Below are 21,848 nucleotides of genomic sequence, written 5' to 3'. Positions count from 1 at the left end.
TGGAGTGATTCGATGCCCCATGTGATTGTCGACTTGAGGAATGTGCCCCTGCCCGCCCATGTCCGGGAGATGAGCGAGGACGAGGACGACGGCTTCTACGAGATGATGGTGGCGGAGCGGGAGGCGCGACATCGCGGCTTGGAGAACCTGCCTCGTTGCCTGGCCTGCCCCCACCTGCCGAAGAACGAGGTCGAGCCCGACCTGGACGATTTCTCTCTCACCCTGATCGAGATGCGGCGCCATCGACGCGTGGCCTGCCATGCCCAAGGCGATTGCGACGACTGCCCCTATCTGCCCGAGAACTACGGCAAGCCGGTCCGCTTCCGGGTGATGGGCGTGGACGATTGGGGCGACAACGTCGCCGCCGAGCAGATTCGTCTCGCGCGATTCCATGAGTGGGAGGCTCGCCATGGCGCCGACTAAACCGCTCTTCATGTTGGACTCCAACATCCTCAGCGCGCTGGTCGAGCCCGAGGGGACGCCGCGGCGCGAGCTCTGCGAACAACGCCTGGCGCAGCTCGACGGCGACCTCGCGATCAGCGTCGTCGTCGACGCGGAAGCCCGAGCGGGATTCCGCAAGAGCCTGTCGATCCGCAAGGAAGCTCGATTCCTCGAGCTCAAGCGGCGCATGCGTGTCGAGTACATCGACCGGGACCTCGAGATCGCGGAGATCTACGCCATCGAGCGAGCCGCGCTTCTGCGCGCGGGGCTCCCCCTTTCCGAACTCGACACCTTCATCGTCGCCCATGCGATCGCGCTCGGCGCCACCCTGGTGAGCAATGATCGGTCGATGTCGCGCGTGGAACGGCTGAAGCTGGAGAACTGGCTGTTGCCGGCGCCCACGCGATCGCGGCTCCCCCCCGGTGCGGCCGAGCCGATGGCCGTCTATGCGGCGGGGCTGCGCCCCTGGACAGCGAGGGCCCCTCAAGCGCCGGGTGTCTGGATGACACATGCCGATATGGCCTCCTACGCGCATGCGCATGCACGATGAAGCGCCTCCCGGCGAGTGCGCTAAGCTCCCGCCCGTCCCCGGCGGTCGATCATCTTCAGCGCCGTCGGGGGCATTCGCTTCCCCCTCTCCGCCCCAAGGCGCCGCCCGCATGACCACCTCGCCGTCCTCCTCGTCGAACGAATCCTCGACTCCGCCGTCTCCACCGTCCCCGCTCGTCCTCCAAGGCTTCACGCCGCCGCTGTCCCTGCGCGACTTCAAACTCGCCGCCTTCGACATGGACTCGACGCTGATTTCGATCGAGTGCATCGACGAGATCGCCGCCGCCGCGGGGCGCAAGGACGAGGTCGCCGCGATCACCGAGGCCGCGATGCGCGGCGAGATCACCGATTTCAAGGACAGCCTGCGCCGCCGGCTGGCGCTGCTGAAGGGCGTGGGCGAGGACGCGCTGGCGCAGGTGCTGCGCGACCGTCTGCGCTTCAACCCGGGCGCGCGCGAGCTCTGCGCCGCGCTCAAGGCGGCCGGGCTGAAGCTGGTGCTGGTGTCGGGCGGCTTCACCTACTTCACGCGCTTCGTCGCGGCGGAACTGGGCATGGACTTCGTCCGCAGCAATGCGCTGGAGATCATCGACGGCCGGCTCACCGGCGGTCTGGTGATGCAGGACTGGGGCGACATCTGCGACGGCGAGGAAAAGCGCAAGATGATGCTGGCCTGCGCCGAGCGCATCGGCGCCACGCCCGCCCAGTGCATCGCCGTCGGCGACGGCGCCAACGACCTGCCGATGATGGGCGCCGCCGGCCTGTCGGTGGCCTACCACGCCAAGCCCAAGGTTCGCGAGCAGGCCATGGTCGCCATCAACGAAGGCGGCCTGGACCGTTTGCTCGAAATCCTGCGCTGAGACGCCCGGCTCGGGCGACATCTTCGCCGCGGGCCTCGTTCACGGTCTTGTAGCCGCGCGCCATCCCTGCCATGCTGATCGGGTTGACAGGGAGCAGCGATGCGAGAACAGCACGCGACGAGAACGGACGAACAGGCGTCCATCGACCATCTGCAGCGCGATGTGCTGGAGGCGGTGGCCCTGGGCAGACCGCTGGCCGCGGTCATGGACCTGCTGTGCCGCGGCGTGGAAGCGCTGGCGCCGGAGGTGCTCTGCTCGGTGTTGGCGGTCACGCCCGAGGGCGTCGTCCATCCGCTGGCCGCCCCCAGCCTGCCCACGGCCTACAGCGCCGCGCTGGACGGACTGCGGATCGGACCGGAAGTGGGCTCCTGCGGCACGGCGGCCTGGCGGCGCGAGGCGGTCGAGGTCACCGACATCGCCGACGACCCGCTCTGGCGCGACTTCCGCGATCTGGCCCTGGGCCACGGTCTGGCCGCCTGCTGGTCCACGCCCATCCTCACCGGCCATGACCAGGTGGTGGCGACCTTCGCGCTTTACTACCGTGAGCCGCGCGGCGCCGCCCCCTTTCACCGCCAGATGGTGCAGGCCTGCGCGCAGCTGTGCCAGATCGCCTTCATGCACGACCGCCACCAGCGCGAGATCGAGCGTCTGGCCTACTTCGACGGCGTCACCGGCCTGCCCAATCGCACCCTGCTGACGGACCGCGCCCGCCAGACCCTGCTGCTGGCCGGCCGCGCGGAAGCGCCCGTGGCGCTGCTGCTGCTGGACATCGACCGCTTCAAGACGGTCAACGACTCGCTCGGTCATGCGGTCGGCGACCAGGTGCTGCAGCACATCTCCGCGCGGCTGCTCCATGTGCTGCGTGACAGCGACACCCTGGCCCGCATCGGCGGCGACGAGTTCGTCGTCCTGCTGCCCGGCTGCGTGGCCGACGACGCGATGACCGTCGCCAACAAGCTGCGCGCGGCATTGGAGGCCCCCATCCCGCTGGATGGAAGCCACGCCCGCGTGCAGCTGACCTCCAGCATCGGCGTCTGCGCCTTCCCCCGCGACGGCACCGACCTTGATCAGCTGCTGAAGAACGCGGACATCGCGATGTACGAGGCCAAGCGCGCCGGCCGCGACTGCGCGCGCTTCTTCCTGCATGCGATGAACCAGGCCTTGGACGAGCGCTTGAACATCGAGACGGCGCTGCGACACGCGCTCTCGAACCAGCTGCTGCAGTTGCATTACCAGCCCAAGGTGCGGGTCGCCGATGGGCAGCTGGTGGGGGTGGAGGCGCTGCTGCGCTGGCAGGACGCGGAGCGCGGCTGGGTGCCGCCCGACCGCTTCATTCCGGTGGCCGAGGAGAGCGGCCTGATCAACGCGCTCGACGCCTGGGTGCTGGAGCAGGGGTGCGCGCAGCTGGCGCGCTGGCGCGCCGCGGGCGTCGAGGTGCCCACGCTGTCGGTCAACGTCTCCCCGCAGCGTTTCCATCAGGACGATGTCGCGGCCCATGCGCGCGCGGTGCTGGCCCGCTACAGCCTGGCGGCGCAAGACCTGACCCTGGAGGTCACCGAACGCCTGATGCTGGACGACACCAGTCGTCCGCGGGAGCAGCTGCAGCAGCTCAACGAGATGGGCGTGGGGGTGTCGGTCGACGACTTCGGCACCGGATATTCCAGCCTCAGCTACCTGAAGCGGCTGCCGGTGACCGAGCTCAAGCTCGACAAGAGTTTCGTGCGGGACCTGGAGCAAGACGCCGACGACCGCGCGCTGTCGAGCGCGGTCATCGGGATCGGGCGCTCGCTGGGGCTCAGCGTGGTCGCCGAGGGCGTGGAGACCGAGGGCCAGCGCGAGATCCTGCTGGGCATGGGCTGCGAGGCGGCGCAGGGATGGCTCTTCGGCAGGCCGATGGCGGCGGAATTCCTGGCGGAGTGGATACGGAGTCGATAAACCCGATCGCGCGGACCATCGACCGGGAGGAACGGATCACATGATCCGGGGACTGACCATCCCCTGTCTCCCCCAAGCCTCGCGAAGCAACTCATGGCGTCCATACCCTCCCCGTCTTCCCAGAACTCCTTGCCGTTGCTGCCCTCCTCGCCCCCTCCGGACGGGCCGCCTGCCGAGGACGCCTCGGCGGTCCCTCGAGAGGCCCTTGACGCGGATGCGCTGTCGGTGCTCAACGCGCTCTGGGATCCCATCGACGGGCAGGTGGACTTGCGCGACTGCTCTCCGGACGCGCTCAGCAAATTGATGCCATCGACGCTGTGCATTTGCAAGGAGGCCCGCTTCGTCGCTGTGCCGTCGCACTGTCCCGTCACGACGATCCACACGCTGCTGGTGGGACTGCCTTCGCTGGAGGCCTTGTTCACCTGGGATCCAGGGGAGTCGCAGCCCATCCGGTTGGTGCTCGGCCTTCACCTGAAGCTGATCATGGGGGACGTGGCCACCTTGTCTCGCACGATCGGTCCGAACGATGTACAACGCGTCGCTTGCCACGATCCTCGGTTGCCGATGGAGAAACTGTGCGTCCAGGCGCGCGACGTCGCATCGCGGCAGCGGCCGTCGCCTCCATGGACGCCATGTCCGGAGGACGGTTCACCGGTCTGGGAACTCCGTCAGCGACCGCTGTCCACCCTCCTCAACGCCCAAGTGTCCGCGACGCGCAATGCCGCGACGCGCAATGACGCCGTGGGCTATCGCCTCGCCACCTGGCAGCAAACCGAGCCGGCCAACTCCCGCCCCTCGTCGCCTGGGGCGAGCGTCGAAGCGCCGGTACTCCGGTCCGGCCGGCCTGGCCGGGCTGGCCGCGTTCGCAGCGCCGTTGGCTCCCTGTTGGCACGACTGCCCGCGTCGCTGCTTCGGCGGTAGAAGTCGGTATGAGCCGGTCGCGGCGCCTCAGCCAGCCGGATGCACCGGCCGCGGCGTGACGACGATGCCGTCCTCGTCCGCATAGAGCCAATCGCCAGGGCGGATCCAGACGCCCTCGATCTGCACCGGCACATCGGCCAGGCCCTGCTCGCGGCGCTCGGTCGGCATCGGGACATGGCCCAGCGCGAAGAGACCCACCGAGGCCGCGCGCAGTTCCTCAAGGTCGCGCACCGCGCCGTGGATCAGCAAGCCGGCCCAGCCGTTCCTCGCCGCGCTCACGGCCAAGTTGCCGCCCACCAGCGATCGCCGGAGCGAGCCGCCGCCGTCGACCACCAGCACGCGTCCCGCGCCGAAGCTCTCCACCGCCGCCTTCACCAGGGAGTTGTCGTCCAGGCAACGCACCGTCGCCACCGGTCCGGCGAAGCGCGGGAACGCGCCATAGCCGCGATACAGCGAGCCCGGCAGCCAGCGGGTGTCCCCGCTGCTGTCGGACTTGAGCGAATCGCACAGGTCGCAGGTGGAGAAGCGGATCGCGGGATTCGGACTCGTCATCAGGGGACTCCTGGAGCGTCGGATCAGAGGGGGGCCTGCACCTCGATGCGCTGCCCGTTGAACTCGACCACCTGACCGGCGCGGATCTTGGCGGTCTTGCGCAGCTCGACCTGGCCGTCGACGCGGACCTGGCCCTCTGAGACGAAGTGCCGCGCCTCGCCGCCGCTGCCGGTCAGCGCGGTGGCCTTGAGCAGCTTGTCGAGTTCAATGTAGTCGCCGCGCAGGGCGAAGGGAATCACGGGTGCAGACATGGGCGGATTGTCCGTCAGCCGGCGAGCCGCTTGCGCGCCGCCTCGCGGATGCCGGTCAGCGTGGCGCGGCTCGTCGACACGTCGGCGGACAGCTTCAGATGCAGCAGCGTCGGCAGCTGCGTCGCGACGGCCTGACGCAGCGCGGGTTCGACCTCTTCGGTGCGCTCGGCGCTGAAAGCCTGCCAGCCGAAGGCCCGCGCCATCGCGGCGAAGTCCGGGTTGTGCAGGTCGCTGCCGCTGACGCGGCCGGGGTACTCGCGCTCCTGGTGCATGCGGATGGTGCCGTAGGTGCCGTTGTCGACGACCACGCAGATCAGCCGCCGCGCGCCATGGGCCATCGCGGTGGCCATCTCCTGGCCGGTCATCAGGAAGTCGCCGTCTCCGGCGATGTTCACCACCCAGCGGTCTTGCTGAAGCAGACTGGCCGCGACCGCCGCCGGAAAGCCGTACCCCATCGCGCCGCTGGTGGGCGCGAGCTGGCTGCGCCCGCCCTGGTGCAGCGCGGTGTAGCGGTGGAAGCGATGCAGCCAGCCACTGTAGTTGCCGGCGCCATTGGTGAAGACGGTCTCCGCCGGCAGCAGCCGGTCGAACGTGCGGATCACCTCGGTCATGTCCATCGGCGACACGGGCTGTGCCTGCTGATTGCGCTGATAGTCCGCATGGGCCTCGCGGGTCCAGTCCAGCCAACCGAGCTCCTGCGCGCCGCCCGGCGGGCGCAACTGCTGCAGCGCCAGGGCGGCGGTGCTCATGCTGGACTGGATCATCTGGTCGGCGGCGTAGACGCGGCCCAGTTCCTCCGGCCCGGCGTGGATGTGGACCAGTTGCTGCGACGGGCGCGGCGCCTTCAGCAGCGTGTAGCCGCCGGTGGTCATCTCGCCCAGGCGCGGGCCGATGGCGATGATCAGATCCGCCTCGGACACGCGCTTGGCCAGCGCGGGATTGATGCCGATGCCGACGTCGCCGGCATACAGCGGATCACGGTTGTCGTACAGATCCTGGAAGCGGAAGGCGCAACCCACGGGAAGTTGCCACGCATGGGCAAAGTCCTGCAGCGCGGCCGTGGACTCGGCCGTCCAGCCGCCGCCTCCAGCGATGACGAAGGGCCGCTGTGCGGCCTCGAGCCGGGCCTGCAGCTCGACCAGATCCGATGGCGCCGGCCAGGCCACCGCGGGTTTCGCGCGCGGCAGCACCGGCGCCTCGGTCAACTCGGTGAGCATGTCCTCCGGCAACACCAGCACCACCGGCCCCGGCCGGCCCTGCATCGCGGTGTGGAAGGCGCGGGCGACGTACTCGGGCAGGCGGTCGGCGTCCTGGATCTCGCCGACCCACTTCGCCATGCCCAGCGTGCCGGGTCCGAACATCTGGCGGTAGTCGACCTCCTGGAAGGCTTCGCGATCGCGTTGATCACTGGCCACCTGGCCGATGAACAGGATCATCGGCGTGGAGTCCTGAAACGCCGTGTGCAGGCCGATGCTGGCGTTGGTCGCGCCAGGCCCGCGGGTCACGAAGCAGATACCCGGCCGGCCGCTGAGCTTGCCCTGAGCCTCGGCCATGAACGAAGCGCCGCCTTCCTGGCGGCAGGCGATGAAGCGGATGCGCTCGCGGTGCTCATGGAAGCCGTCGAGGACGGCGAGGAACGATTCCCCGGGGACGCCAAACACCGTGTCGACGCCCTGCTCGATCAGGGCTTCGACGAGGACGTGGCCGGCGGAACGCGCGCCGGCTCGCTGAGGGCTGCTGTTCATGGCGGACGACTGTAGCGAGCGCATCCGTTCACGCAAGCGGGATGCGCCCAGGGTCAAGTCTTGCGCACCACGCTCGCCGCCCCGATGCCCATCAGCAGCGCGAGCGACGCGCCCCAGAACACGCCGTTGCTCCAGTGCCGGTCCATCATCGCGCCGAAGATGGGCGCGGCCGTCGCGAAGCCCACGTCCAGCCCTGAGTACACCGTCCCGTACACGCGCCCCGTCGCCCCCGGCGGCGCCGCGCGCTTGATCAGCATGTCGCGCGAAGGCCCCGCCAGACCGGTACCGAAACCGGCCGTCGCGGCCGCCACCAGGGCCAGGCTCGCGGGCAGCCAACCGGTGGCGGTGAGCGCCAGCAGCGCCGCCGCGGCCGCCATCGCGCAGGCGATGTTGCGCTCCAGGTTCTGCGACTTCGCCACCAGGAAGCCGCCGACGATCATCCCCGCCGCGCCCGCCAGCATGTAGCCGGTCACCACGAAGGCGGTGCTCGCCAGGCCCAGCCCGTACATCGCCGACAGCGCCGGCGACGAGAAGCTCTGGATCGCGCTCAGCGCCGCGGTCGTGAAGAAGAAGAACGAGAAGCACAGCCACACCGAGGGCAGCTTGAGGAAGGCCATCGGATGCTCGTCCACCGCCGCCTTGGCCGCACCGGCCTTCTCATGACCCCAGGCCCCCTGCCGGTCGTCGATCGCGTCGCGCTTGAACGCCAGCAGCGCGATCACCAGCAGCGCCCACATCGCCGTGGCCGCATAGCCGTAACGCCAGTTCCCGGTGGTCTCGTGCACCGAGACCAGCAGCACCGGCGCCAGCGCCCAGCCCAGGTTGCCGGTGATGCCATGCACCGAGAACGCATGCCCCAGCCGCTGCTGCGACACGCGCTTGTTCAGGATGGTGAAGTCCACCGGGTGGAAGGGCGAGTTGCCCAGCCCCGCCAGCGCCGCCGCCAGCGCCAGCCCGGTGAAGCCCTGCGCGCTCCCCGCCGCCAGCGAGGCCAGCACGAAACAGCTCAGCGCCACGAACAGCACCGGCCGCGCGCCGGTCTTGTCGACCAGGAAGCCCGACAGCGCCTGCCCTACGCCCGAGATGACGAAGAAGATCGTCACCAGCAGCCCCAGCTCCGAGTAGCTCAGGCCGAATTCCCGCATGAAGACGGGGAACAGCGGCGGCAGCAGCATGTGGAAGAAGTGGGAGGTGCCGTGGGCCAGACCGATCAGGCTGATGGTCTGGATGTCTCGCTTGGCGCTCTGCTCGGCGCTGAGCCCGAGGGCGGCGCCGGTGGCGGTGGTGGTGGCGGTGTTCATGGCCGACATGGTGACAGGGCCGCCGCGACGGAATTACGATAGCCGGACAACTTCTGTCGAGTTTCAGCCATGACCCGCCCACCCGCCTCACGTGCCAGCGTGCCGCCGCTGGATCCGCGCCGCTTCGCCCCCAGCGCGCAGCGGCCGGTGCGCGCCAAGTCCCGCAGCATGGCCGGCGACATGGACATCCAGGCCCACTTCCACGTCTGGGGCCAGCTGGTGTTCTCGGTGTCCGGCGTCGTGCGGGTGAGCACCGATCGGGCGACCTTCCTGGTGCCGCCCTCGCGCGCCGTGTGGATCCCCGCCGGCGTGGTGCACGCCGTCACCGCGGTGGAGCGCTGCGAGCTGCGCACCCTCTACCTGCTGACGCCGCCCGACGATGCCGAGATCTGGCATGAGAACCGGGTGCTGGAGGTCTCGCCGCTGCTGCGCGAGCTGGTCGTGCAGCTGGCCCGCGACGAGATCGAGCCCGGCGACCCGGTCTCCGATCGCGAGGTCTGGATCGGCAAGCTCATCCTGGACGAGATCCACCGCGCCCGCAGCCTGCAGCTGGGCGTGGCGCTGCCGGCGGACAAGCGGCTGCGCCGGCTCTGCGAGGCGGTGCTGGCCGAGCCCATGCGTCACGCCACCCTGGACGACTGGGCGGCCGAGGTCGGCGCCAGCGCGCGCACCGTGTCGCGGCTGTTCCGGCAGGAGCTGGGCAGCAGCTATGCCCAATGGCGGCAGCAGGCGCTGCTGGCCGAGGCGCTGCGGCTGGCGGCGCAGAAGAAGCCCATGCAGCTGATCGCCGCCGAGCTGGGCTATGCCAGCGCCAGCGCCTTCACCGCCATGGTCACCCGCACGGTGGGCATGCCGCCGAGCCGGTTTTTCGGCCAGGGCTGAAAGCGCCCCTGCCCGCCTCCCTACAATCCCGCCCCTATGGACCAGGTTCTCTACGACTTCGACCGCCAGGACGCGGAAGGCGCCACCTGCACCGCCCATGCCTGGGCCAAGGTGCCGGCGCCGCTGACCGCCGCCCAGCGCCACCAACTGAAGGCCCGCGCCGCCGAGCTGCTCAAGGCCAAGGGGGCCGTGCTGGTCGCCCATTACTACGTCGACGGCGACTTGCAGGACCTGGCCCAGGAGACCGGCGGCATCGTGTCGGACTCGCTGGAGATGGCGCGCTTCGGGCGCGATCACGCGGCGCAGACCCTGGTCGTCGCCGGCGTGAAGTTCATGGGCGAGAGCGCCAAGATCCTCAGCCCCGAGAAGCGCGTGCTGATGCCCGATCTGGACGCGACCTGCTCGCTGGACCTGGGCTGCCCGGCCGAGGACTTCAACGCCTTCTGCGACGCGAATCCCGATCGCACCGTGGTCGTCTACGCCAACACCAGCGCGGCGGTGAAGGCGCGCGCGGACTGGATGGTGACGAGTTCCTGCGCGCTGGAGATCGTGTCCGAGCTCAAGGCCCGCGGCGAGAAGATCCTGTGGGCGCCCGACCGCCACCTGGGCCGCTACATCCAGGAGCAGACCGGCGCCGACATGCTGATGTGGAACGGCGCCTGCATCGTCCACGACGAGTTCAAGGGCCTGGAGCTGGAGCTGCTGCGCAACGAGCATCCCGACGCGATGATCCTGGTCCATCCGGAATCGCCGGCCTCGGTCGTGGCGCAGGCGGACGTGGTGGGCTCGACCTCGGCGCTGATCAAGGCGGTGGTCGAGGGCAAGGCGCGTGAATACGTCGTCGCCACCGACAAGGGCATCCTGCATGCGATGCGACAGCTCGCGCCGGGCAAGGTGCTGATCGAGGCCCCCACCGCCGGCAACAGCGCCAGCTGCAAGAGCTGCGCGCACTGCCCATGGATGGCGATGAACGGCCTGCAAGGCATCGTCGATTGCCTGGAGCGCGGCACGGGCGAGATCCTCGTCGAGGAGCCGACCCGCGCCAAGGCGCTGTCGTGCATCGAGCGCATGCTGGACTTCACCGCGGCGCTCAAGGCGAAGAAAGCCGGCCAGGCCGCCGGCTCGATGGTGCCGGGCATCGGCGCGGCCTGAATCCCCACCCTCCGCCCCCGCGTGAACGAGTGTTCGCGGGGGCTTCTCATTTGCGCGTCCCGGGGCCTATGCTGTGCCCCATTCCCCGACATCCGCAGGACGACGCGCCATGGACTTCACCTCGCTCTACAACCATCACGAACGCGAAGTCTTCGCCGCGGTCATGGACACCGCCCCGCAGTTTCCCGAGATCCATCGCGACTCCGAGCTGCTGGCCGACGTGGCCTGTGTCGCGCTCAACCGCCTGCCGCCGCGCTACATCCGGCATGCGGTGGACTACTCGTTCTACCTGACCGAGCAGGAGCGGCTGGACGTCGACGCCGCGATCAAGGAAGCGGTCGGTTACGCCTTCAACTTCGTGCAGGCCCGCAGCGTGCTGCGCTCCAAGCAGCGCTGAGGGACGCCGAAGCGTCCCGCGCTCAGCGGGTCAGCGGGTATCGCCGTTGCGCACCAGCACCGTCGGCAGGCTGGCCGGCAGCGTCCGCGGATAGTCGCGGCTGTAATGCAGCCCGCGGCTCTCGTGCCGCAGCAGCGCCGAGCGCACGATCAGCTCCGCGCAATCGACCAGGTTGCGCAGCTCCAGCAGGTCGCGGCTGACGCGGAAGTTGGCGTAGTAGTCGTCGATCTCGGCGCGCAGCAGGTCGATGCGGTGCAGCGCGCGCTGCAGCCGCTTGGTCGTGCGCACGATGCCGACGTAGTTCCACATCAGCAGACGCAGCTCGTCCCAGTTGTGGGCGATGACGACCTGCTCGTCCGCGTCCTCGACCTGGCTCTCGTCCCAGCCCGGCAGCGGCGCCGCGTCCTGCGTCGGCTGCGACAGGATGTCGGTGGCGCAGGTGCGGCCCAGCACCACGCATTCCAGCAGCGAGTTGCTCGCCAGCCGGTTGGCGCCGTGCAAGCCCGAGTAGGCCGTCTCGCCCACCGTGTAGAGGCCCGGCAGATCGGCGCGGCCATGCAGGTCCGACACCACGCCGCCGCAGGTGAAATGCACGGCAGGCACGACCGGGATCGGCTGGCGCGCGATGTCGATGCCCAGCGCCAGGCAACGCGCGTGCACGGTCGGGAAGTGCTCCTTCAGGAAGTCCTCGCCCAGGTGCGTCGCGTCCAGCCAGACGTGGTCCAGGCCGTGCTTCTTCATCTCGAAGTCGATCGCGCGGGCGACGACATCACGCGGGGCCAGCTCCATGCGCTCGTCGTGCGCGGCCATGAAGCGCGTGCCGTCCGGCAGCTTCAGATGACCGCCCTCGCCGCGCAGCGCCTCGGTGATCAGGAAGCTGCGCTCCTGCGGGTGGTACAGGCAGGTGGGGTGGAACTGGATGAACTCCATGTTGGCGATGCGGCAGCCCGCGCGCCAAGCCATGGCGATGCCGTCGCCGGTGGAGGTGTCCGGATTGGTCGTGTAGCGATAGACCTTGCCCGCGCCGCCGGTGGCCATCACGACCGCGCGCGCGGCGATGGTCTCGACCCGGCCCGCGTCCATGTCCAGCGCGTACAGGCCGTAGCAGCGCGACTGCTCGTGGCGCTGCACATGGCGCGAGGTGATCAGATCCAGCGCCATCCAGCGCTCGCGCAGCTCGATGTTGGGATGCGCCTGGGCCTTGGTCAGCAGCGCGTCATGGATGGCCTTGCCGGTGGCGTCGGCCGCATGGGCGATGCGGCGCACCGCATGGCCGCCCTCGCGCGTCAGGTGCAGGCCCAGCGGGCCCTGCTCGTCCGGCGTGAACGGGACGCCCTGATCGACCAGCCAGCCCACCGCGTCGGCGCTGCGCTCGGCGATGAAGCGGGCGGCGATCTCGTCGACCAGCCCGGCGCCGGCGTCCTGCGTGTCGCGCACATGGCTCTCGATGCTGTCGTCAGACCCCAGCACGCCCACGATGCCGCCCTGCGCCCAGGCGGTGGCGGCCTCGTGCAGCTCGCGCTTGGCCAGCACGATGACCGGCACCTGCTCGGCCAGATGCAAGGCCACGGTCAATCCGGCCAGGCCGGCACCCACGATCACGACCGGGGCCCCGGTGGAAGGGCTCGTAGCGGTCCGCACAGCTGCTGTCATCGTCATCGCCTCGTCATCGAGGCGTCATCGCTTGGAAGTGGCGATTCTAAGGACGGACGTGAAGCGCTCGGTTCCGAACGGGTTCCATGCGGTCGCCCCGCGCATCAGGCGGGCGGCGGGACGGGTGGCGCATCGGCCGCGAGCGCCTTCAAGGCCTCGATCAGTTGCCCCTGTTCATGAGCCTTGTCGTAGAAGCCGTCAGCGCCGTGGCGCTCGCACAGCGCGCGATAGAAGTCCGGGTCGCGGCTGCTGAGCACGAACAGCTTGCCGGTGTAGCCCTCGCCGCGCGCGCGGCTCAACACATGCATGCCGGAGCCGCCCTGCAGATTGAGATCCACCAGCACCACGTCCGGCTTCAAGGCCGCGATCGCGGCGACCGCGTCATCCTCGCGGTCCGCATAACCGACGACGGTCACGAACTTGAGCTCGTCGAACAGCCGCAGGAACTGCTGGCGAATGAACTCCGAATCCTCCACGAGCAAGACCCGCATGCTCGTCCCTCCTCACCTGACCGGCCCCCGCCGGCGACGAGGCATTCTGGCGCGCGAGGCAATCACTCGTCGACGCCAGGGATGTCGAGATGGCAACGGGGCGTATCAACCGCCCCACGCCGGGCCTGCCATGCCCGCCTGTGCGACGACGCGTCGTGCGAGCCTCAGAGCAGCACGGCCGCGGCGGCCGTGCACACGCCGCCCACGCCGGCAGCGGAGGCCAGGAAGGTGACGTCGCGTCGCTCGCTGTCGCCCTTCCAGGCCATCAGGGCCACGGCGGCCAAAGTCGCGGTGAACAGGAGTCCGGCGATCACCGGCGTGCTGAGCCATTCCACGGTCGTTCCTCGATCCGATTGACGAATGGCCGCAGTGTGGGTGTCACGCGGCGCCCGGCCAAGGTCGACTTTCGAGCCCGGCGCTTCGGCTTTGACGACGCCGCCGCGGACAGCGGCGACGCCCATCCTCCTGCTCGATCAACCGCGCGTGACGGTCTTGGGTTCGAGGAAGGCCTCCAGGCCCGCGATACCGAACTCGCGCCCTTGCCCCGACTGCTTGACGCCGCCGAACGGCGCCAGCAGATCCGGCGCGACGCGGTTGATCAGCACCGTGCCCGCCTGCAAGCGCGCGGCCACGCGGGTGGCGCGGAAGCTGTCGGTCGAGAACACGTAGGCCTGCAGTCCGTAGGGCGAGTCGTTGGCGATCGCGACGGCCTCGTCCTCCGAGTCGACCGCGATGATCGACAGCACCGGGCCGAAGATTTCCTCGCGGGCGATGTCCATGTCGTTGCGGACGTCGGCGAAGACGGTGGGCCGCACGAACCAGCCGCGGCTCAAGCCTTGAGGGCGGCCCTCGCCGCCGGCGATCAGGGTCGCGCCCTGCTCGATGCCGCGACGGATGAAGTGCTGGATGCGGTCGAACTGCGCGCGGCCGACCATGGGCCCGATCATGGTCGCCGGATCGGCCGGATCGCCGACGCGCAGCGCCTCGACGGCGGCCTTCACTCGCTCGATCGCCTCGCCCATCCGGGCGCGCGGGACCAGCAGCCGCGTGCCGGCGACGCAGGCCTGGCCGCTGTTCATGAAGGCCGTGCCGATGGCCAGCGGGATCGCCGATGAGAGGTCCGCGTCGTCCAGCACCAGCGAGGCCGATTTGCCGGTCAGCGCCAGGCTCACCCGCTTCATCGTGTCCACCGCGGCGCGCGCGATCAGCTTGCCGGTGGGCGTCGAGCCCGTGAAGGAGAGCTTCGCCACGTCCGGATGCGTGCCCAGCTCCGCACCGGCGTCGATGCCGCGCCCGGTGATCACGTTGACGATCCCGGGCGGCAGGTCGGCCTGGTGCAGCGCGCGGGTGAAGACCTCGGCCTGCAGCGGGCTGAGCTCGCTGGGCTTGATGACGCTGGCGCAGCCGGCGGCGATCGCGGCGGACAGCTTGCTGGCCATGGTGCCGGCGGTCGCGTTCCAGGGCGCGAAGAGGCCGCTCACGCCGACCGGTTCCATCAGCAGCGTGGAGACGCCGTCCAATCCGGCCGGCCGCTCGAAGGCATAGGTGGGCAGCAAGCGCGCGGCGTCGCCGAAGCATTGCGCGGCGAAGTTGGCCACCCACTGCGAGCGGGCGACCGGGCCGCCGTACTCCTGGATGGTCGCGTCGCGGATCTCGTCGGCATGGGCCAGCATGGACACCTGCAGACGCTCGAGCAGCGCGATGCGCTCGGCCTTGGTCGTCTTGCCGAAGCCGGGCTGGGCCTGCTTGGCGGCGGCGATGGCGCGGCGCGCGTCCTCACGGTCGGCGAGCCGTGCGCGGCCGATGACTTCCTCGGTGGCGGGGCTGACGATGTCGACGACCTCCTCGCCCACGGTGGGGACGAAACGGCCGTCGATGTAGCTCTGGTCGACATTCCACATGATTCGCTTCCTTTGCACCGGCCGCGCCGGGAGGGTTGAGGGCCGATGTCAGCGGGAATGCCGCTCGGCCGGTGTCGCCAATGTAGGAAGCCGGCGCTCGCGCGATAAGCCATACAAAGGTAGATGCGTCGTCCCGAAAATCGAAACGGTAGGATGGCGTCCGTTCCGATCAGCGAAACGCGTCAACAACACGCAGCAACGAGGCCCGCCATGCAGAAGGACAGCCTGACCGAGTTCGAAGTGGTGCTCGCCGTCGCGCGGCGGCAGGGGTTCCGGCCAGCGGCGGTGGAGCTGGAGATGTCGACCTCCGCGGTGAGCAATGCAGTGGCGGGGCTGGAAGCGCGCATGGGCGTGCGGCTGTTCCATCGCACGACGCGCAGCGTGTCGCTGACCGAAGCGGGCCGCGCCTTCGTCGACCGCATCGCGCCGGCGGTGACGCAGATCCAGGAGGCGGTCGCGGCGGCCGGCGACCGCGCGGGTCCGCCGAGCGGGACGTTGCGGATCAACAGCTCGCTGGGCGCGGCGCTGATGGTGTTCCAGCCGGTGCTGGCGGAGTTCCTACGCCGCCATCCTGGCGTGACGCTGGACATCGTGACCGAGGGCCGGATGGTGGACATCGTCGCGGACGGCTTCGATGCGGGACTGCGGCTCGCGACGCAGGTGCCGCGCGACATGATCCGCGTGCAGATCGGCCGGCCGCTGCGGCTGACGGTGGTCGGGACACCGGACTACTTCGAGCGCCACGGAACGCCGCTCAAGCCGGCGGATCTGGCGCATCACGCCTGCCTGCGGGCGCGCATGCCCAGCGGGCTGCCCTCGCCCTGGGAGTTCCTGAAGAGCAAGCGCGCCAAGAGCGCGTCGTCGGTCTCGGTGGACGTGCCGGGGCCGATGGTGCTGGACTCGGCGCTGCTGATGCTGGAGGGTGCGCGGGCGGGACTGGGGCTCGCGCAGGTGGCGCAGTGGTACGTCGAAGCCGACGTGGCGGCCGGTCGGCTGGTCCGGGTGCTCGACGACTGGGCCGCGCCCTTGCCGGCGCTATGCCTGTACTACTCCGGGCATCGGCATGTCCCGGCGGGCTTGAGGGCGTTGATTGAGTTGATTCATGAGACCAAGGCTGGCTGAATGCGTTGACCGAGTGAAGTCCCCCCCAAGTCCCCTCACCTATTGCTCTCGGCGTTGAGTCCTCGATATTTGGCCCGGCCCGCCGCTGCCCTGAGCGCCTCCTGCAATTGAAGCGACCGTCGCAAGATCGCTTCGGAGTCGCGACGGCTGAATTGCCAATCGATCTCGTAGTCGGCGTCGTTTCGACGGTGGCGAAGGGATTCGAGCTCCATGGCGATGGAGCGGTCGCCCTGCTTGAGGAAGTACTCGGCGGTCAGCCGGTGGACCTCCGAGCTTCTGTTTCTCAAACCCGCGAGACGCCTCGCGATCAGAAAGACGCCGTAGTAGGCGCGGGAAGCGGAGCTCCGAGCACTGGCTTCATCGCGCTCCTGCAACAGCCGCCGAGCAACGGCCAGGAAGTCTCCGGGATCGAATGCGGTCATGATGTCTGCTCACTTGATCAGATGACGATCCTCGAAGGGCCCGGAGCGCGAGTAGACCAAGTAGCACGGCCACATCGCATCCAGATGCGGGATCGCCCACACCGACTCGTAGAACCGATCGTTGTCGGCGCCTTCGAGAACTTCCTCGTGCGTGAATCCCCAGACGCGGAAGACCAGCTTCGGGTTCTCGAACTCCGGGTCTTCAGAAGCGCGGATGCTGATCTGGCGTCCTTTGAAGAACTCGGCCAGATGCGCGTCGAAGCGCTCCCATGCCTCGCGGCTCAGCACCGGCTTCCGGCCGACGAACCAATCGATGATGTCGTCATAGTCCTCGGTGCCCCGCAGGACCTCCAGGTTGTAGGGCCACTCCGCCGGCGAGCAGAGCGAGTTGCAGGCATTGAAAAGATACGGCGCCTGCGATTTGCTGTGCACCCACACCGGCGCCGCAGTCTCCCAGTCCGCCGCCATCGCACCCTGCAAGACCGGGCTCAACGTCTTGCTCTCGTCGACTCTCTTCAACATCTGGACCCCTTTCGCTCACCGACACCCCGTCGATGCAAGGCGCCCATTCTCGAAATTCGTGCCTCGTCTGCCATGACTCAAAGCTGTGGTCGGCGGGGGAGTCGCGGAGGGCCATCCGAAGGGGGATTCCACCCCTGCCCCGCAGCCTCGCCCCCCATTCCCCCGATTGACATCCCCCGCGCGGGTGACGAAGCTCCCCCGTCATGGACTGGTTCTACGGCCCGATGGTGCAGATGCATGCGCTGCTCGCGTGGTGCAGCGTGGGGCTCTTCGTCGCCCGAGGGCTCGCCCATCAGTTCGGCGCGCAATGGGTGATGGACGAGCGCCTGCGCACGCTGGTCTTCAGCAGCCATCTGCTGATCGTCGTGTCGGGCATCTGCCTGTGGGGCGCGCTCCACCACGACCCGCGCTACGAGCCCTGGATGACGGCCAAGTTCATCGCGCTCGGGCTCTACTTCGCGATCGGCCATTGGGCGCTGGGCCGCGGAGAGTTCCGCGTCATCGGCTATCTGCTGGCGCTCCTCGCGCTGGGCTACGTGGCGGCGGTGTCGGTGACGCGCCAGGTCTTGCTCGGGTTCTGAGCCCACGCCGCGCGACCGCCTCGCGAGCCACGACGCGACTCGCGACGCGGTCTTGACGCCATCCGCGGAGGACGGGCGTAGCATCGCCCGATGACCTCGCCCTTCTCCTCCAAGCCCATCCACGAGGCCGCCCAGCGCGGCTACACCAGCGCTTCCGACAACTACCAGCGCGGCCGCCCCGAGTACCCCGAGGCGCTCACCGCCTGGATGAGCGGCACGCTGGGCGTGACGGCGGGATCGCGCGTCGTGGACCTGGGCGCGGGGACCGGCAAGTTCACCAAGCTGCTGGCGTGCACCGGCGCGGCGGTGACGGCCGTGGAGCCGGTCGACGCGATGCGGGCGCGGCTCTCGGAGAGTCTTCCCGGCGTGAGCGCCCTCGCCGGCTCCGCCGAGGCGATCCCGCTGGCGGACGAGTCCGTCGACCTCGTGATCTGTGCGCAGGCCTTCCACTGGTTCGCCAACGCCCAGGCGCTCGTCGAGATGCACCGCGTGCTGCGACCCGGCGGGCGGCTGGGGCTGGTCTGGAACGTGCGGGACGAGTCGCACGACTGGGTCGCCGCGATCACCGAGATCATCACGCCCTACGAGGGCGACGCGCCGCGCTTCTACACGGGCAAGTGGAAGCGGCCCTTCGAGGATCAGACGCTGTTCGGGCCGCTGACGCGGACGGTGTTCCCGCACAGCCATGTGGGCAGCTTCGATCAGGTGGTCATCGACCGCATCCTGTCGGTGAGCTTCATCGCGGCGCTGCCGCAGGCCGAGCAGCGCTCGATCGAGCAACGGTTGCGCGCGCTGCGGGATCGCTTCCCCGAGCTGCGAGCCGAGACCATCGCCTTCCCTTACGCGACCGAGGCCTGGCTGGCGGAGCGGCTCGGCGCCGCGTGATCACGTCAATCGCGCGCTGATCACGGGATGTAAGCCGGCGCGCGCGACACGGCGCAGCGCATGCCGGTGAGCCGACTCGCCAGGAAGGCGGACACGCGCATCGCGTAGTCCTCCGGGGCGTAGCTCGACAGGTCCACGTGCGCGGCGCCCGGGACCAGCCACAGCGACTTGGGCTCGAGCGCGGCGTCGAAGATGCGCCGCGTCTCGGCGGCGGTGGTGTGCCGGTCGTTGGCGCCGGAGATCATCAGCAGCGGCGCGTGCAGATCGGCGACGCGATCAATAGGCCGCAGCTGCTGCGTGGCGATGCCCAGCTGCATCGGGAACTGCGCCAGCAACAGCGGCGCGAGCGCCCCGCCCCATTCGCCCAGATGCAGCTTGAGGCGGTCCGAGACCGCCTCGTCGATGGTCGGGTACATGGACTCGAGGACGACGGCGTCCAGCGGCGGTCGGTCCTTGGCCAGCACCGTCGAGGCCGCGCCCAGCGACACGCCGATGACGGCGCGTCGCTCGCAAGGGGCGTGGCGATCGATGAAGTCCAGGGCGGCGATGACGGCTTCCGATTCACGCAGGCCGAAGGTGATGGCGGCGCCGCCGCTCTCGCCGTGGCTGGGGAGGTCGATCAGCAGCGTGCCGCGGCCCTGCCGATGCAGCCACAGCTCGCGCTGCAGCATCTGGCGGCGATCGCTGCGCAGACCGTGCAGCAGAAGCACGGCGCCTTGGCCGGGACGGCCCGGGCTCCACCAGCCGGAGACATGGACGTCATCGGCGGTGAGCAGCTCGATCTGGCGTGCCTGGAGGGCGGCGGGCGGGAGGCCGATGTCGCGGAAGGCGGGCGCGGCGAGTTGCTTCGCGGAGAACCAGAGGATCGCGAAAGCCGCCGCGACGAGCACGGCGAGCGCCGCCAGAAAGCGTACCGCTCGCCGCATCGATCAGCCGACCAGCTTCCAGCCGGATTGCCAGAGCTGGCGGACGGCGGCGGCGCACAGCGCGCGGCGGAGTTCGGCGGGACGTGCGCCGGGTCGGCCAGGCTGCGCCTTGCCCAGCCACTGCGGGCCGACCTCGCGGGACACGCGCGCCTGACCGTGGCGATCGGCGCGCAGCAGCGCGAGGCGCCAGGGCGCGTTGAGCTTGTCGGCTTGCGCCTCGTCGGCGAGGACGCCGATCCAGTCGTCGCCGTGGACGCGATGGGCGGCCTTGATCAGCTCGATGTCGGAGGGGAAGCGAGAGAACTCGGCGACGGGCTCGCCCCAGGGGTCGCGCAAGACGTGGGCGACGGGAGCGGCCGCGGTGGAAGCGCGAGCGAGACGACGGCGCGAGAGCAGCGAGTCGAACTGAGCGAGACGAGCGGACATGAAAAAACTCCGAGAGCCCACAGAGATCACCGGCGTTTGCCGGCCCGGGGGCAGTCGGAGCCGCAACGCTTTAGCCGCATTTGTTGATCGCCCGCAAGTAGTTGGTAAATCGGCGATGGCGCTGTCGGGTGGGAGCTGGTCCCGTCGAAGGCCGGAGCGGATTTAACCACAGGGGTGCTGGAGCAGTCCACGCCAGGCGGGCGGTGTTCGCGCGTGAGATGTGCGGTGGAGCACGGTCGGGGCGGTCTCGTCCGGAGGGCCTCGAAAGCTCGGCTAGAATCGTCCGCTGACGGGCCTCCTCGCATGGAAGCGCGGCCAACCGGGTCAGGTGGGGAACCAAGCAGCCCTAACCGTTGTGACCAGTGCCGAGGGTAAGGCTCGTCAACCTTCTTTCCTTTTCCCCAGTGTTCATGCGGGATCCCAGTGTTTATCGGGGTTCCAAGCATCCGACTGTGTACCGATGGTGTGTAACTTCAGGGTCCGCTCATGACGAAAGTGAGCGAAGACATGAAGCGAGCCACGGGGGTCCAAAAGCGGCCCGGTAGCACGTCCTGGCACTGGGGCATCAAAGTCCCAAGCGACCTCAAGCACCTCTACGCGGGCCAGTGGGCACATCGCTGCTCCCTTGAGACCGCCGACCTCCGCGACGCCAACACCAAGGCCGCAGGCCTTCGGGCAGAGTGGATGGACCGCTTCAAGCGCCAGCGCGAGGCTCGCGAGGCGAGCAAGCAAGCACCCGTGCCGGTGAAGCTCACTGCTGCGTTGATCAAGGAAGCGTGCGACCTTACGCGCGCGGCTCGCATGCGCTGCCTTGTCTGCACCTGAATTCGTCTTCGTCTTGCGTGGCATTCATGCTCCTTATCGACATGCTATGCCTCACACACGAATTTACTGACAGACCCGTTGATGACTGCAGCGCCTAGAACGCCGACGACACCAATCAACGCAACGGCTATTGCGATCCGCCCAGTGGGTGCAGACGACGTTGGAAGAGGTGTCGGATCTAGCGGTGGCACGGGCGCCTGAGGCGCACGTTTTCCTCGGTCCACCTCCACACTGATCTCTCCCAATGTTCGCGCGATGTCACGATCAAAAGCCGCACGGTCATCGCCGTCCACGATTCGAGATTCCTGTGGTTGGCGAATATATTGGTCGCGAGCTTGCGCGTCGGGAGAAGCGACAATTGATAAGGAAATTGGTTCCGGAGTCGTCCCGCAGCGAATGGGTTCAGAGGCGCTGTCAGACTATTTGCCGAGAGCTTCGTGTACTTGCGAAGGAAGTGGAAAAGTTGAGTTTGCCACTGCTTTTTGGAAATGGAGATTTCCCAGAAGCGGAACGATTCGTCGCCATTCAACCGGCTATCAATATTGATACATTTGTTGCCTTCATAAATATCTGCCAACGGTGTTTTGTAGAATCCATCGATCGATACGCTAAGACTGCTGGATTGAGCAACTATTTCTGGACAACGATCAAATCGACGTACCCGAACCTTTGGGAAGCTCTTCAGCGAATTAGGGTATATCGCAACAATGATTTGCACCTGGAGTTAAATCCGACCGTCCAAGCGGAGCTGGCGCGTTATCTCGATCAAGATCTGGAAGGGCGCCGTTTGACGCAAATCAAAGAGCCATGGTTCGCGCTTCAACAAGCGGTCCTTGACGAGTTGATGCTGAGCATTCAATACGAACTCGCTCGTCACAGTTAATTGCTGATACCATCGGCGCTGCGGACTCGGACTGTGTACCGACACGTCCACCTCATCGGCCAGAACCCCGATGAACACTGGGTTCTCGCCGTTCACCGGGGAGGGTAAGGCTCGTCAACCTCATTCAAGTGAAGAACCGCCGGGAGGCGGTTTTTTGCTTTCTGGCCCCGGTGAATGCCGACCGCGTCAGGCAGCAGATTCCCGCGCCGCTTCATCCGCGGGAAACAA

Annotated in this window: 25 protein-coding genes and 1 other RNA gene; 14 read left to right on the top strand and 12 right to left on the bottom strand. The window is 68.5% G+C overall.

Annotation, left to right across the window (positions count from 1 at the left end):
* The first annotated feature begins 12 nt into the window (after positions 1 to 12).
* From ABDW59_RS11270 to ABDW59_RS11250, 5 genes are all read left to right on the top strand, one after another.
* Positions 13 to 423, top strand: coding sequence for a hypothetical protein (locus ABDW59_RS11270; protein ID WP_343629866.1), 411 nt, complete (start codon positions 13 to 15; stop codon positions 421 to 423).
* A complete protein-coding gene (locus ABDW59_RS11265) occupies positions 410 to 991 on the top strand; it encodes a PIN domain-containing protein (protein WP_343629865.1) in 582 nt (193 codons plus the stop codon). The genes ABDW59_RS11270 and ABDW59_RS11265 overlap by 14 nt, the downstream gene beginning before the upstream one ends.
* Before the next feature lie 109 nt (positions 992 to 1,100).
* Complete coding sequence (serB, locus tag ABDW59_RS11260; RefSeq protein WP_343629864.1) at positions 1,101 to 1,847, top strand: phosphoserine phosphatase SerB; 747 nt, start codon at positions 1,101 to 1,103, stop codon at positions 1,845 to 1,847.
* Positions 1,848 to 1,946: 99 nt separating this feature from the next.
* Complete coding sequence (locus ABDW59_RS11255) at positions 1,947 to 3,782, top strand: EAL domain-containing protein (RefSeq protein WP_343629863.1); 1,836 nt, start codon at positions 1,947 to 1,949, stop codon at positions 3,780 to 3,782.
* A gap of 129 nt (positions 3,783 to 3,911) precedes the next feature.
* On the top strand, positions 3,912 to 4,703 hold the full coding sequence (locus ABDW59_RS11250) for a hypothetical protein (protein ID WP_343629861.1): 792 nt from the start codon (positions 3,912 to 3,914) through the stop codon (positions 4,701 to 4,703).
* Between the two features lie 27 nt (positions 4,704 to 4,730).
* Here ABDW59_RS11250 and rraA read toward each other — a convergent pair whose 3' ends face one another.
* From rraA to ABDW59_RS11230, 4 genes are read right to left on the bottom strand one after another with little or no spacing between them, the layout of a single operon-like run.
* Complete coding sequence (gene rraA, locus ABDW59_RS11245) at positions 4,731 to 5,255, bottom strand: ribonuclease E activity regulator RraA (RefSeq protein ID WP_343629860.1); 525 nt, start codon at positions 5,253 to 5,255, stop codon at positions 4,731 to 4,733.
* Positions 5,256 to 5,278: 23 nt separating this feature from the next.
* The gene (locus ABDW59_RS11240; RefSeq protein WP_343629859.1) at positions 5,279 to 5,506 is read right to left on the bottom strand and encodes an RNA-binding S4 domain-containing protein; all 228 of its coding nucleotides are present in this window, start codon (positions 5,504 to 5,506) and stop codon (positions 5,279 to 5,281) included.
* Positions 5,507 to 5,520: 14 nt separating this feature from the next.
* Positions 5,521 to 7,251, bottom strand: coding sequence for a thiamine pyrophosphate-binding protein (locus ABDW59_RS11235; RefSeq protein ID WP_343629858.1), 1,731 nt, complete (start codon positions 7,249 to 7,251; stop codon positions 5,521 to 5,523).
* Positions 7,252 to 7,304: 53 nt separating this feature from the next.
* On the bottom strand, positions 7,305 to 8,552 hold the full coding sequence (locus ABDW59_RS11230) for an MFS transporter (protein ID WP_343629856.1): 1,248 nt from the start codon (positions 8,550 to 8,552) through the stop codon (positions 7,305 to 7,307).
* A 69-nt stretch (positions 8,553 to 8,621) separates the two neighbouring features.
* Here ABDW59_RS11230 and ABDW59_RS11225 point away from each other — a divergent pair, with 69 nt between their 5' ends.
* The 3 genes from ABDW59_RS11225 (at position 8,622) to ABDW59_RS11215 (ending at position 10,983) form a co-directional block, all read left to right on the top strand.
* Positions 8,622 to 9,434 carry a helix-turn-helix transcriptional regulator gene (locus tag ABDW59_RS11225; protein ID WP_343629855.1) on the top strand — a complete coding sequence of 271 codons (813 nt, stop codon included), beginning with the start codon at positions 8,622 to 8,624 and terminating at the stop codon, positions 9,432 to 9,434.
* 36 nt (positions 9,435 to 9,470) lie between these two features.
* Positions 9,471 to 10,586, top strand: a complete 1,116-nt coding sequence (gene nadA, locus ABDW59_RS11220; RefSeq protein WP_343629854.1) for a quinolinate synthase NadA — start codon at positions 9,471 to 9,473, stop codon at positions 10,584 to 10,586.
* 109 nt (positions 10,587 to 10,695) lie between these two features.
* Positions 10,696 to 10,983 (top strand): late competence development ComFB family protein, encoded by a 288-nt coding sequence (locus ABDW59_RS11215; protein ID WP_343629853.1) that lies wholly within the window; start codon positions 10,696 to 10,698, stop codon positions 10,981 to 10,983.
* 30 nt (positions 10,984 to 11,013) lie between these two features.
* Here the strand turns inward: ABDW59_RS11215 and nadB are convergent, their stop codons facing one another.
* The 4 genes from nadB to ABDW59_RS11195 all read right to left on the bottom strand — a co-directional run bounded on the left by nadB (position 11,014) and on the right by ABDW59_RS11195 (position 15,028).
* Entirely contained in the window at positions 11,014 to 12,636 is a 1,623-nt protein-coding gene (gene nadB / locus ABDW59_RS11210) for an L-aspartate oxidase (RefSeq protein ID WP_343629852.1), read from the bottom strand.
* A gap of 104 nt (positions 12,637 to 12,740) precedes the next feature.
* Positions 12,741 to 13,127, bottom strand: a complete 387-nt coding sequence (locus tag ABDW59_RS11205) for a response regulator (RefSeq protein WP_343629851.1) — start codon at positions 13,125 to 13,127, stop codon at positions 12,741 to 12,743.
* Positions 13,128 to 13,291: 164 nt separating this feature from the next.
* Positions 13,292 to 13,462 (bottom strand): hypothetical protein, encoded by a 171-nt coding sequence (locus ABDW59_RS11200; RefSeq protein ID WP_343629849.1) that lies wholly within the window; start codon positions 13,460 to 13,462, stop codon positions 13,292 to 13,294.
* Between the two features lie 138 nt (positions 13,463 to 13,600).
* Complete coding sequence (locus ABDW59_RS11195) at positions 13,601 to 15,028, bottom strand: aldehyde dehydrogenase family protein (RefSeq protein WP_343629847.1); 1,428 nt, start codon at positions 15,026 to 15,028, stop codon at positions 13,601 to 13,603.
* 210 nt (positions 15,029 to 15,238) lie between these two features.
* Here ABDW59_RS11195 and ABDW59_RS11190 point away from each other — a divergent pair, with 210 nt between their 5' ends.
* Complete coding sequence (locus tag ABDW59_RS11190) at positions 15,239 to 16,150, top strand: LysR family transcriptional regulator (protein WP_343629845.1); 912 nt, start codon at positions 15,239 to 15,241, stop codon at positions 16,148 to 16,150.
* A 35-nt stretch (positions 16,151 to 16,185) separates the two neighbouring features.
* Here the strand turns inward: ABDW59_RS11190 and ABDW59_RS11185 are convergent, their stop codons facing one another.
* Positions 16,186 to 16,572, bottom strand: a complete 387-nt coding sequence (locus ABDW59_RS11185) for a hypothetical protein (protein ID WP_343629844.1) — start codon at positions 16,570 to 16,572, stop codon at positions 16,186 to 16,188.
* Between the two features lie 9 nt (positions 16,573 to 16,581).
* Positions 16,582 to 17,064 (bottom strand): hypothetical protein, encoded by a 483-nt coding sequence (locus tag ABDW59_RS11180; protein WP_343629843.1) that lies wholly within the window; start codon positions 17,062 to 17,064, stop codon positions 16,582 to 16,584.
* 233 nt (positions 17,065 to 17,297) lie between these two features.
* Here ABDW59_RS11180 and ABDW59_RS11175 point away from each other — a divergent pair, with 233 nt between their 5' ends.
* Together ABDW59_RS11175 and ABDW59_RS11170 are read left to right on the top strand one after the other, a co-directional pair.
* Positions 17,298 to 17,675 (top strand): SirB2 family protein, encoded by a 378-nt coding sequence (locus tag ABDW59_RS11175; protein WP_343629842.1) that lies wholly within the window; start codon positions 17,298 to 17,300, stop codon positions 17,673 to 17,675.
* A gap of 90 nt (positions 17,676 to 17,765) precedes the next feature.
* Positions 17,766 to 18,560, top strand: a complete 795-nt coding sequence (locus ABDW59_RS11170; RefSeq protein ID WP_343629841.1) for a class I SAM-dependent methyltransferase — start codon at positions 17,766 to 17,768, stop codon at positions 18,558 to 18,560.
* 20 nt (positions 18,561 to 18,580) lie between these two features.
* On the opposite strand, the gene ABDW59_RS11165 is transcribed toward ABDW59_RS11170, so the two are convergent.
* Complete coding sequence (locus tag ABDW59_RS11165) at positions 18,581 to 19,486, bottom strand: alpha/beta hydrolase (RefSeq protein ID WP_343629840.1); 906 nt, start codon at positions 19,484 to 19,486, stop codon at positions 18,581 to 18,583.
* A 3-nt stretch (positions 19,487 to 19,489) separates the two neighbouring features.
* On the bottom strand, positions 19,490 to 19,912 hold the full coding sequence (locus ABDW59_RS11160) for a hypothetical protein (RefSeq protein ID WP_343629838.1): 423 nt from the start codon (positions 19,910 to 19,912) through the stop codon (positions 19,490 to 19,492).
* A 288-nt stretch (positions 19,913 to 20,200) separates the two neighbouring features.
* On the opposite strand from ABDW59_RS11160, the gene ffs reads away from it, so the two are divergent.
* From ffs to ABDW59_RS11145, 3 genes are all read left to right on the top strand, one after another.
* Positions 20,201 to 20,298, top strand: an RNA gene (gene ffs / locus ABDW59_RS11155) — signal recognition particle sRNA small type.
* A 100-nt stretch (positions 20,299 to 20,398) separates the two neighbouring features.
* Positions 20,399 to 20,737, top strand: coding sequence for a DUF6538 domain-containing protein (locus ABDW59_RS11150; protein WP_343629836.1), 339 nt, complete (start codon positions 20,399 to 20,401; stop codon positions 20,735 to 20,737).
* A gap of 307 nt (positions 20,738 to 21,044) precedes the next feature.
* Positions 21,045 to 21,620, top strand: a complete 576-nt coding sequence (locus ABDW59_RS11145) for a hypothetical protein (RefSeq protein ID WP_343629835.1) — start codon at positions 21,045 to 21,047, stop codon at positions 21,618 to 21,620.
* Positions 21,621 to 21,848 lie beyond the last annotated feature (228 nt).

This window comes from Roseateles sp. (genome assembly GCF_039595295.1).
In the GTDB taxonomy this organism is placed as follows: domain Bacteria; phylum Pseudomonadota; class Gammaproteobacteria; order Burkholderiales; family Burkholderiaceae_C; genus Roseateles.
Note: the sequence above shows the minus strand (reverse complement) of the source record. Positions and strands in the feature narration are given on the sequence as shown.